This is a genomic window from Aeromonas sobria (assembly GCF_006243315.1).
Lineage (GTDB): Bacteria > Pseudomonadota > Gammaproteobacteria > Enterobacterales > Aeromonadaceae > Aeromonas > Aeromonas sobria_A.
Map to the genome: position 1 here is coordinate 1 of NZ_NKWE01000085.1, position 8,913 is coordinate 8,913.

Annotated in this window: 11 protein-coding genes; 10 read left to right on the forward strand and 1 reads right to left on the reverse strand. The window is 49.3% G+C overall.

Annotated elements, in window-relative coordinates; genetic code table 11:
* Positions 1 to 212: 212 nt before the first annotated feature.
* Positions 213 to 482, reverse strand: coding sequence for a hypothetical protein (locus CF137_RS21325; RefSeq protein ID WP_139721550.1), 270 nt, complete (start codon positions 480 to 482; stop codon positions 213 to 215).
* Between the two features lie 425 nt (positions 483 to 907).
* On the opposite strand from CF137_RS21325, the gene CF137_RS21335 reads away from it, so the two are divergent.
* The 10 genes from CF137_RS21335 to CF137_RS22490 all read left to right on the forward strand — a co-directional run bounded on the left by CF137_RS21335 (position 908) and on the right by CF137_RS22490 (position 8,213).
* The gene (locus CF137_RS21335; RefSeq protein ID WP_081999298.1) at positions 908 to 1,144 is read left to right on the forward strand and encodes a hypothetical protein; all 237 of its coding nucleotides are present in this window, start codon (positions 908 to 910) and stop codon (positions 1,142 to 1,144) included.
* Positions 1,131 to 2,624 (forward strand): replication initiation factor domain-containing protein, encoded by a 1,494-nt coding sequence (locus CF137_RS21340; protein ID WP_139721553.1) that lies wholly within the window; start codon positions 1,131 to 1,133, stop codon positions 2,622 to 2,624. Before CF137_RS21335 ends, CF137_RS21340 begins: the two co-directional genes overlap by 14 nt.
* Positions 2,617 to 2,967: a hypothetical protein gene (locus CF137_RS21345; protein WP_139426728.1), complete on the forward strand. Its 351-nt coding sequence runs from the start codon at positions 2,617 to 2,619 to the stop codon at positions 2,965 to 2,967. The genes CF137_RS21340 and CF137_RS21345 overlap by 8 nt, the downstream gene beginning before the upstream one ends.
* A 104-nt stretch (positions 2,968 to 3,071) precedes the next feature.
* Complete coding sequence (locus CF137_RS21350; protein ID WP_139721555.1) at positions 3,072 to 3,296, forward strand: hypothetical protein; 225 nt, start codon at positions 3,072 to 3,074, stop codon at positions 3,294 to 3,296.
* A gap of 74 nt (positions 3,297 to 3,370) precedes the next feature.
* Positions 3,371 to 3,532, forward strand: coding sequence for a hypothetical protein (locus CF137_RS22030; RefSeq protein WP_154109889.1), 162 nt, complete (start codon positions 3,371 to 3,373; stop codon positions 3,530 to 3,532).
* 7 nt (positions 3,533 to 3,539) lie between these two features.
* The gene (locus CF137_RS21355; RefSeq protein WP_052224737.1) at positions 3,540 to 3,755 is read left to right on the forward strand and encodes a hypothetical protein; all 216 of its coding nucleotides are present in this window, start codon (positions 3,540 to 3,542) and stop codon (positions 3,753 to 3,755) included.
* A gap of 387 nt (positions 3,756 to 4,142) precedes the next feature.
* On the forward strand, positions 4,143 to 5,846 hold the full coding sequence (locus tag CF137_RS22035; protein ID WP_162516007.1) for a hypothetical protein: 1,704 nt from the start codon (positions 4,143 to 4,145) through the stop codon (positions 5,844 to 5,846).
* Between the two features lie 44 nt (positions 5,847 to 5,890).
* Positions 5,891 to 6,208, forward strand: coding sequence for a DUF2523 family protein (locus CF137_RS21365; protein ID WP_042878245.1), 318 nt, complete (start codon positions 5,891 to 5,893; stop codon positions 6,206 to 6,208).
* Positions 6,209 to 6,217: 9 nt separating this feature from the next.
* Entirely contained in the window at positions 6,218 to 7,390 is a 1,173-nt protein-coding gene (locus tag CF137_RS21370; RefSeq protein WP_139721557.1) for a zonular occludens toxin domain-containing protein, read from the forward strand.
* 637 nt (positions 7,391 to 8,027) lie between these two features.
* Complete coding sequence (locus CF137_RS22490) at positions 8,028 to 8,213, forward strand: YodC family protein (protein WP_139721559.1); 186 nt, start codon at positions 8,028 to 8,030, stop codon at positions 8,211 to 8,213.
* The last annotated feature ends 700 nt before the right edge of the window (positions 8,214 to 8,913 follow it).

The following is an 8,913-nucleotide window of genomic DNA, read 5'->3' on the forward strand; positions in this document are numbered from 1 at the left end:
AAGCATGACTGCGCATAATGTCGCTGGCGTTATGTTGAGCGGTTTGCCCCTGCGATAATCCCGAAGGGCAGGGGACGCGACTAGGCCGCTACGTGGGCCAGCTCGCTGGCATCGTCGCAACGACAGAGCGCCCGTAACATAACGGCATTTATGCGCAGCCAGGCACAAAAAAAGGCCCCGCTTTAGGGCAGGGCCGGACTCGAATTAGGCAGCTAGTCTTTTGGATGCTCTAAACCGGCATCATGTCCCCAATCAACTTCAGATCCAGTTGCGTTGGGATCACACTGGGCCAGCAGTTCGTCCAGTGTGTAGCGCGGCTGGCCACGCAGTTTGGCGCGGGCACGCTCTACATCATCAAGCGCCGCTGTCAGCAGCGCCGAATCACCTTCTTCAAGAGCGGCTTGTAGATAGGCAACCATATCGGCCTCGGTAGCCAAGCCGTCAGCCGCATCAAATCGGCTCCATTGTTCAGTTCTCTTCATTCTGTCCTCCTGCGCCCGTAACAAACGGCCCCGCGTCAGGGCAGGGCGGGACTCGAATTGGGCATAGCTAACGCCCCTTCTTTCTCTTCACATATTCCTCGTAATCGTCCTCTGTGATCGCTTGAATCCCTTTCAATATTAGTAGCTTAAGTACCTCTGTATCCTTGAGGCTGGTCTTGGTGGCAATCACTGCCCTGACCGTCTCCATTTCTACCTTTCGCCATGTCGGATCATCTATGTGCTTAGTCGGCATATTGATAACTCTGTTGTGAATGTGCTCAAGGTGATTCTAAACCGCTTTGATTCTAAGAAATGATATTTCTTGACAACTAAGACCTTAGAATCTAAGGTTTAGCTACCAATCTAATTTCTTAGAAATTTAGATTAATCGAAGGATATCATTTCTGACTAAAGGGGGAGGGGTTGTGAGTACATCGATCAATCCGGTAAAACCAGAGCGAAACGCCTATTGGCAACATGAGCCAACGGGTGACATTTCTGCTTGTATCGCTGGTCAGGTTGAGTTCTTCACCGACCTCCGTGAACTCGGCTGTTATCTCTCATTGACCTACCCCGATTTCGATTTCGTGCCTGTCGAAGTCACCGAAGAAACGTGGCGAGGTTTCTATGATCAGGGGGTCTTCTTCGATGACTGGTCATAACCCCAAAACCAAGATCGATTTCCTCTCCTTCACCTTCACGCCTGAACCGCTTAAGCGGATCACCGAGCTGGCAAAACAGGGGGCTTTGCTCAAGGCCATTCCGCGCTTTGATATCAAGTCCTCTGTTTTGGCGGCTGCCATGCCTGCGCCTGCTGTCGATGGCATGATTTTCCGCCGTCCGGTTCCCGTTCTGCCGGCACCTTCAAACCGTTTTGAAAAGGCAGAGCAGCGCCTCCGCGCCGTTGCTTATCCCGAGCCGCTTTATGTGGCCAATTCCGAAGAGGAAACGCCCGCAGTTATCACGCCGTCTATGACTCAAGCCATGGAGACGGTGCTCGCTTCCCAGTACTCAACCCGCGCCGACATTCACCGCGAACTCAAGGCCGTGTGCTCCAGCTTGCTCGACTTTTCCGAGTTTGAAGTGAACCCAGACGGCAAATACTGGGATGCTTACAACGACCTGATCCACAACTACGGGGTACAGTTTCTCGATGCCCTCTGTTGCTCAGAACTGGAGATCTTCTTTGACGAACTCAATCACCAAATTGGCGTCCCGATCCCTGCGCCTCGCTTTGCCGTCCGTCATCGTCGCGGGGGTCTTCACGGCTACAGCTACAGTGGGGACATTCTCATTGATGGCATTGCTTGCGGGCTTGTCGCTTGGGGAGCTGCCAACCATGGCTGCATGGTTTCTTTCACTGGGGCAGGATGTGATGGGCTGGATTTTGGGGCTCTTCATCGTGTCATTTCTGTGGTGCCTGGGCTCCGTATTACTCGAGTTGACCTTGCATTGGATGATTACTCAGGCTCGGTTATATCGTATCTCCGAGCGGTTGAAGCAGCGGAAATAGGCAATTTCCATCCGGCTCGCGGCACCGCTCCAAAATGGATGGCGATTCAGGCAGGGGAGTTTATCCCCGAGATCCACAACTCCATGCGGAAACGCTTTGGCATGATTGCTTCAGCTGGCTGCTCTTTCTATATCGGCTCACGGATTAATGGTAAATGCGCTCGTATTTATGAGAAGGGCAAGCAGATGCAATCGGCAGAGTATCCCAACTGGGTACGTGCCGAAGGCGAGTTGCACAGTAAAGACCGACAAATCCCGCTCGATGTGCTGGTTAATCCAGATCCATATTTTGCCGGAATGTATCCCCAGTTTTCGATATGGCTTTCAGCTGTATCAAAAAATGAAATTGAACCTGTGCGCATTACCACCTTCAAAAACAAGTTTAAAACCTGCCGCGATAACGCGGTGACGAATATGTCAAAAATGGCGGGCCGTTTGGTCAACTATTTGAAAAATGTTGAAGGATTGACGGGTGATTCAATTGTAAACCAACTTATTGGGCGTTTGGGCCCTGATGATGTACCGGTACGGCTTTTGATGCCACTACCACCCGAGTTAGATGAAATTCCGCTTTTCGAGCCCAACTGCATGGGCATTAATAACCCAAATGGAGAGTTTAGCCATGTCTAAAATTACTGGTGTTATGGTTCTGTGTGTCACCCACGGCAAAGGTATTTCCCGTAAAGGAGCGACCCCCAAACCCTATGATTTCGCAAATATCCAATTCTTGGTCGCCGCAACCAACATTGATATGCCAGAGTGTCAAATCAATAATTGGGGCTTTGAAGCTAAAGAAATGCCATTGAAAAATGATCCAGTCGTGCTGGCTAACATTGCTGACTGTCCGAAATTGCAGCCCATCACTCTTTTATTGGAAGCTGATCCGCGCAACCCTGCCCGAAATATCGTAGCAGGCTTTGAAATTGAAGGCGGTACCAAGAATGATGATTTTGGTAACCCTCATAAAAAATAGTATTAATCTAGTGCGAATTTCACAATCATTAACTGACTAGCTTTTGTTACCACTTCGCTTATTGTGTTATTCTCTAATGCTCACTAAGCAAGAGTAGGCATTTTATGCAATTTAAAGTAACGCCAAACGATGGCGACCCAATAGTTCATGGTTTCACAGAGAATAGAACTCATTTTATGGTTGGCTCTCTCATTCCAAATGGGAGCATAATTCACTATGAAGTCAATGATGAATGTGTTTTCCAAAGATCTTGTGCAGCAAAGACAGTTGATGAAATCAAGGAGTACATGCTTTATATCCATAGGGAATATTTAGCACAAAACCAGTAATGGCCTATTGCATTTCAGTTAACGAACAGGGGTTTCTGTATCGGACAGATACTCCTGTCAAAGAATGTTCCTCTATGATTATCCAAACCGTAGAGGAATATAAACAATCCACCGTTGATATAGCACCTTCAGATATCGCCATTATGTTTTCATGGGCGTTTGGCGCAGTTGTTGTTCTCGGTTGGTTTCCTGGCTTCGCTATCGGTGTAGCGAAAAAAGTAATTAATCTCTTGTGAGGTACTTATGTCTATTATCAAAAAAGCTATTCCTGCCATCATCGTTGCAGCTTCCGCACCGGCCTTCGCCGCTGGAGACACATCGGCTCTTGACCAGATGTTTGCTGCTGTCAACTTGGGAACGGTTGTCACCTTCGTTGCAAGTGCCGGTGTCACTATCGTTGGCATCGCACTGGCAACCAAGGGGATCTCCTTGGCTAAACGCTTGGTCAGCAAAGCCTAATGACCGCTTCCTTTGCCTATATCGTCTTCATGTCGTCAATTATCACGATAGGGGGGCTATCAGGAATGGCGTTTGTTATGGGAATGAAGGGGGCATGAGCCCCCTTTTCTAATTGAAAGTTTCTCATGCGAAACTTTAGCCGCTAAAGTGTACTTTTCTCATGCGAAAATTTTAGCGGCTAAAGATAGCTGTAATGTGTTGTAGCGTCTTACAACGTACAACATATTACAATTCCATTTTCTCATGCGAAAAATTTAGCCGCTAAATTTTTTGGAGCCCCATATGTGGCGCAGACTTCTTGTGTACTCATTGTGCTTTCTCACCGCTTGGATACCTGTCAACCAAGCGCGCGCATTTTTGCCAGCATTTGCCCCAGTGGTTATGGCTATGGCCGAACAAGCCGCAATATGGACAGGCAGAACTCTAGCTACTCGCCTAGCCGTCCAATACGCAGCTGGCGCTGCTGCTGTTACTGCTGTTGCAATATCAACTCCGCCGTTGCTTAAGAACTTCGCAAAGGAGGATTTAAAGATCGACCCCTACGGTATGCTTTCTTTCCAGCTCAAGCGTTACGGGATTACTTTAAATGGTGATAGCCTCGATAATGTTAAGCGTTGTGATTTTTCTCAAAGTGGTTATCTTGACTGTGATTTGATGAAGGAGTTTAGTTATTCTCCTTATTCTGATTCAACTCCTGTTTCTAGCTGCATTCTTCCTAGTCGCATGACTGGCCTCCCAGACCCTTCTCAAAACAAATATGACGTTCCATATTGGAAGCAAGGTGACAGAGCTCTTGATATGGCTACCTGTGTAGCTTCTATCACCGAGGAAGCTAAGGCTGTTCTTTTAATCCGTACTAGAGAGTATTTGGACACCAATGCTACTTGTAAGTTTTATCGGGAGGATATAGTTCCTCCTGACAATACAAGAGTTGTTTTTGCTAATCGTTGTGAGGCTAACCCATTATCTAAGGTTTTTTTTGGTGTTTCTGGTACCAATTACCGCTTTGCCTATGACGTGGATATTGTTGTTAATGAGTTTAGAAATGACACTATGCTTAAATCTTCTGTTGTCACTTCTGCTATTTCTTATGACTATCAAACCGACCTTCTCAAGGTTCAATCAACAAACAAAGAAGAGGTTTTGGAGGAGTCTGTAGCTAGCGTTCTCGATGGTGTTAGTGTTGACGGTACTATTCCTGATCACTACTTGCAGGATATGAACAATCCTGGCACCCGCCTTCCCAAATCTCACCTGGTAGATAACTCGGTTGTCATTCCGGTTAAGCCTGATAACCGCCCAGACTTCGATATTATTGGGACACCTCCCGTTGTATTACCATCGGGTAAGCCACTACCTCCCGTCACTGATCCAATATATGGTGATGCCATTAATTCCGTTATCACCGGAAAACCGACTACAGACCCAGATACTGGCGCAATTGCAGGCGGTGTAATTCGCCCTGTTATCACCGGCCCGAAGCCAACCGTTCCAGGTGAAGGTGGTAATACTGGATCAGGCTCTGGGACGGGTACAGGGTCGGGAACTGGTTCTGGGACTGGCTCGGGAACCGGTACGGGCTCCGGTTCTGGCACTGGCACTGGCACTGGCAGCATACCCAGCTCTGTTACCGTCTCCAACCTTGGCGGCTTGGAATCTCGTCTAGATCGCACCAATGAGCTATTAGCTACGACCAGCGCCATTGACCTTCATGGCGTAGAAACGCGGATTGATGAAACTAACCGGCTGCTTTCCGACACCTTAGCAACCAGTGTCCCCGCACAAACCATGCCCGATACCGCTCAGGGGACCTCTTGGTGGAAGTCTCGCTATCCCGTTGGGATGGCCGGTGTATGGAGCGGATTCACGCAAGATCTGCAACATACTGCGCTCTTTGACTGGCTTAATGGCTTCCGTCTACAGCTGTCAGGGGGAGGGGAATACCCTACCTGGACAATCTGCTTTGACATGGGATTCGCTGACTTCGGTTGTCATCAACTGACCGTTCCCCCGAATGTCTGGGTAGCCATTCGTGCTTTCGTCATTTTCTGCTCCGGCCTGCTGGCCAGGCGTTTAGTGTTCGGCGGCTAAGTCCGCGCTGCTTGATTTTCTCATGCGAAAAATGAGGTGTTCTCATGCTTGATTGGTTTGCTCACCGCTGGAATGACTTCCTGAACCTGCTCTATTCACTGCTGCTCTCGCTCTTTGACATGCTCAAGGATTTGGCTTGCTTCCTCTTTGAAGCGATCTTGTCGATTGTTCACCTGGCTATCTCTGGTCTTGGCTCCATGCTCGGAACCATGAACATCATTCAATACTTCTCCATGCTCCCCGCTGATGTGCAGAACATCATGGCGATCGCGGGGGTGAATGACGCCTCAGCCATCATTGTGACGGCGATTGGCGTTCGCCTTGTACTCCAGCTGATCCCCTTCACCCGACTCGGTTCATAAGGAGGCAACATGGCGCTAAACATCATTGTTGGCCGTCCCGGCTCTGGCAAATCGTATGAAGCAGTCGCATTTCACGTGATCCCAGCCATCAAGGAAGGACGTCGGGTGGTCACTAACCTGCCGTTGATGATGGATCATCTGATCGCCGTGTTTGGCGAGGAGGTGAGGGATCTCGTTGAGGTTCGTCAGGATGGCTTTAGTCGGGAGCACGGCGCTATCAAGGCGTTCTCTGACCCTGAGCACTTCACCCAGGAGGAGTGGCGCAACGAGCAGGGGCAAGGCCCGCTATTTGTCATTGATGAATGTCACTTCCAATACCCCCGAGCAGGGCGTAACAAGAAGGCGAGCGATGACCTCATCAACTGCCTGGAATACTTCTCCATGCATCGTCATTATGGCCACGACATCCTGTTCATGACCCAATCCTTGGGGAAGGTACACAAGGACCTGCGTGACATGATCGAGATCCAGTTCTTGGTCAGCAAACACGCTGCAGCGGGCTCTGATAAAACCTACACCCGTAAAGTGCTCGATGGTGCTGGGGCTCGCGCGACCTGCCTCTCTGAATCTGTTCGCCGGTACGACAAGACGTTCTTCCCGTTCTACAAGTCCCACACCCAAACAGAAGGCAGTGTTCAGGAGGCCAAAGCCTCCGACATTGTACCGCTGTGGAAAAGATGGTGGTTGTGGTTGGCGGTGATCCTCATCTTCATCGGTATCCCAATGAGCGTAAAGTCCCTGTTCAATATGCTGGGCAGTGATGACCCAGCGCCGGTATTTGTGCCGGTAGAGCAGGCAGCAGCATTACCAGCGACTTCTGACCCAGAAGTGAAGGCGGCAGCACCCGTCATGCCGACCACCCCCGCTAAAAGCGTGCAGGAAGCCCCATTCTCCAAGTTTGATATCACCATAACCGGCTGGGCGGATACATCCTACAAAGACAATACCGGTAAGTTTCATGCCCAGTTCGAGTACTACCTGGAGGCAAAGGGCGACAATGCCTATTCCTTCTCGATGAAACTGAGCGACTTAATGATGGCCGGTTATCAGGTCTATTCCCTTGGGCCTTGTCTGCTGCGCTTGGTATATGATGAACGGGAGCATTTTCTGTACTGTCAGGGTAACAAGCCCCAGCAAGAAAGCTCGGCAACGATGGCTCTCGCTGCGCTTCCCCTTAGTTAATCCACACCCAGATGCCATGCCTTGAGAAGGGGCCCCCGCCTGCGGGGTAGCGTCTCAAGGCATGGCATATCCTCAGAATTTCGCATGCGAAACTTTTACTCTTTTCCTCTTCGTGTGAAATGGTTACGTAGTTGGTTAAATATTTTTTGTTATCTCTCATTGTGCGTGAGACGCATAGGCTATTAATGGGGTAGGGGACAACCACGCAGGGGCTATAGCCCCTATAAGCCGCCCTCTGCTGTCCATTTGGCCTCCAACAGTCCCGCGGCGAAACACGCCCATCTTGCCCAAAGACTGGATCACCCCCTTTCCTGCCAAACCGATCTTTAATGCCCCAGTCAGAGCGACCAGCCGAAGGCTATGGGGCGTGGGTGGTGACTACCTTTGCTTCGTGTCGTAGACAAGCCGCTCTCAAGGTCTTACGCCGTCTTTGTCTTTATTCATTGGCTTGGGGCTGTCGATGTTCAAGCCCCCCGGGTAGTAATACGGGGGGAATTCCCAGACAACCATGCTCACAACGTCCTCAGGGGAGGGGGGTTATCTCTTACGAAGTAGGTTTTTCCTCATTAGAGGCTTGGTTTGCAAGTAATAGCCCCAATATCCGTATGGAGCATGTCGCTCATTTAGGGGAATTTTTATGGCTGGTTTTAATGTAGGTGATGTAGTGCGCTTAAAGAGTGGTGGGCCATCAATGACTGTTACCACACCAGTTACAAGGGATGACGCAAGTTATTGCTTCTGCATGTGGTTTGATACCGCGCATCAAGCTCAGCCATTGAGCGGTCAATTCAAGATCGATGCTTTGGAAAAGGTTACTCTCTAATCGATTGATGCCGATAAATCCAATTATCGGCATCAGGTTGTGATTGAGTGCAACTACCTGTATTTATTGAGGTTTGTATGTATACGCTAAGCGATCTTGAAAAAGCTCGAGCAGACTTGAGTGAGTGGCAGAGGCGCTTTGACAACTATAGTGGCAATAACCCGAACAAATTCAGGACAGATATCAGAAATGCGAGAGATCGAGTTGCAATGATAACTGATTCACTCAAGAAGCAAGGACTGCTGCAATAAATCTATGGGGCCTCGCGGCCCCTTTGATTTTTCAAAACGCTCCATACCCCTTGAGTGGGCAAGAGGCTTCTTCACCTTTCAGGCATCTGCTGATCTCAGTAACATCATTGCATGACGCATATTGCCCGACACCAGCATAAGGCCCAACACAAATTCCAGTGAGGCAACATTTGTGGGCATCAAGTAACACAGGTATCAGCTTGGCTGGCTCCGTTTCGACTTTGCTGTCTGAACACCCAGATACCAACATCACCAACAGCATGACTTTAAACAAGTTCACTGCATGACTCCTTTGAAAACGCACTAGGTATGCCAAGCAGTTGATGTCGCTTATGTGCATGACACTTAACGGTTTTCTGCTGTGGCGCCAGCATCATACGCCTGTGAATCATACAGTCACCGAAAAACACGCTGTAACCTTGACGGGTCTCCCATTAAGCATGACTGCG

Bases quoted from the DNA above. Each gene is read 5' to 3' on its own strand.
- CF137_RS22035 (WP_162516007.1), top strand. From the start codon at position 4,143: ATGGCCGAACAAGCCGCAATATGGACAGGCAGAACTCTAGCTACTCGC.
- CF137_RS21350 (WP_139721555.1), top strand. From the start codon at position 3,072: ATGCAATTTAAAGTAACGCCAAACGATGGCGACCCAATAGTTCATGGT.
- CF137_RS21370 (WP_139721557.1), top strand. From the start codon at position 6,218: ATGGCGCTAAACATCATTGTTGGCCGTCCCGGCTCTGGCAAATCGTAT.
- CF137_RS21340 (WP_139721553.1), top strand. From the start codon at position 1,131: ATGACTGGTCATAACCCCAAAACCAAGATCGATTTCCTCTCCTTCACC.
- CF137_RS21355 (WP_052224737.1), top strand. From the start codon at position 3,540: ATGTCTATTATCAAAAAAGCTATTCCTGCCATCATCGTTGCAGCTTCC.
- CF137_RS22490 (WP_139721559.1), top strand. From the start codon at position 8,028: ATGGCTGGTTTTAATGTAGGTGATGTAGTGCGCTTAAAGAGTGGTGGG.
- CF137_RS21345 (WP_139426728.1), top strand. From the start codon at position 2,617: ATGTCTAAAATTACTGGTGTTATGGTTCTGTGTGTCACCCACGGCAAA.
- CF137_RS21325 (WP_139721550.1), bottom strand. From the start codon at position 482: ATGAAGAGAACTGAACAATGGAGCCGATTTGATGCGGCTGACGGCTTG.
- CF137_RS22030 (WP_154109889.1), top strand. From the start codon at position 3,371: ATGATTATCCAAACCGTAGAGGAATATAAACAATCCACCGTTGATATA.
- CF137_RS21365 (WP_042878245.1), top strand. From the start codon at position 5,891: ATGCTTGATTGGTTTGCTCACCGCTGGAATGACTTCCTGAACCTGCTC.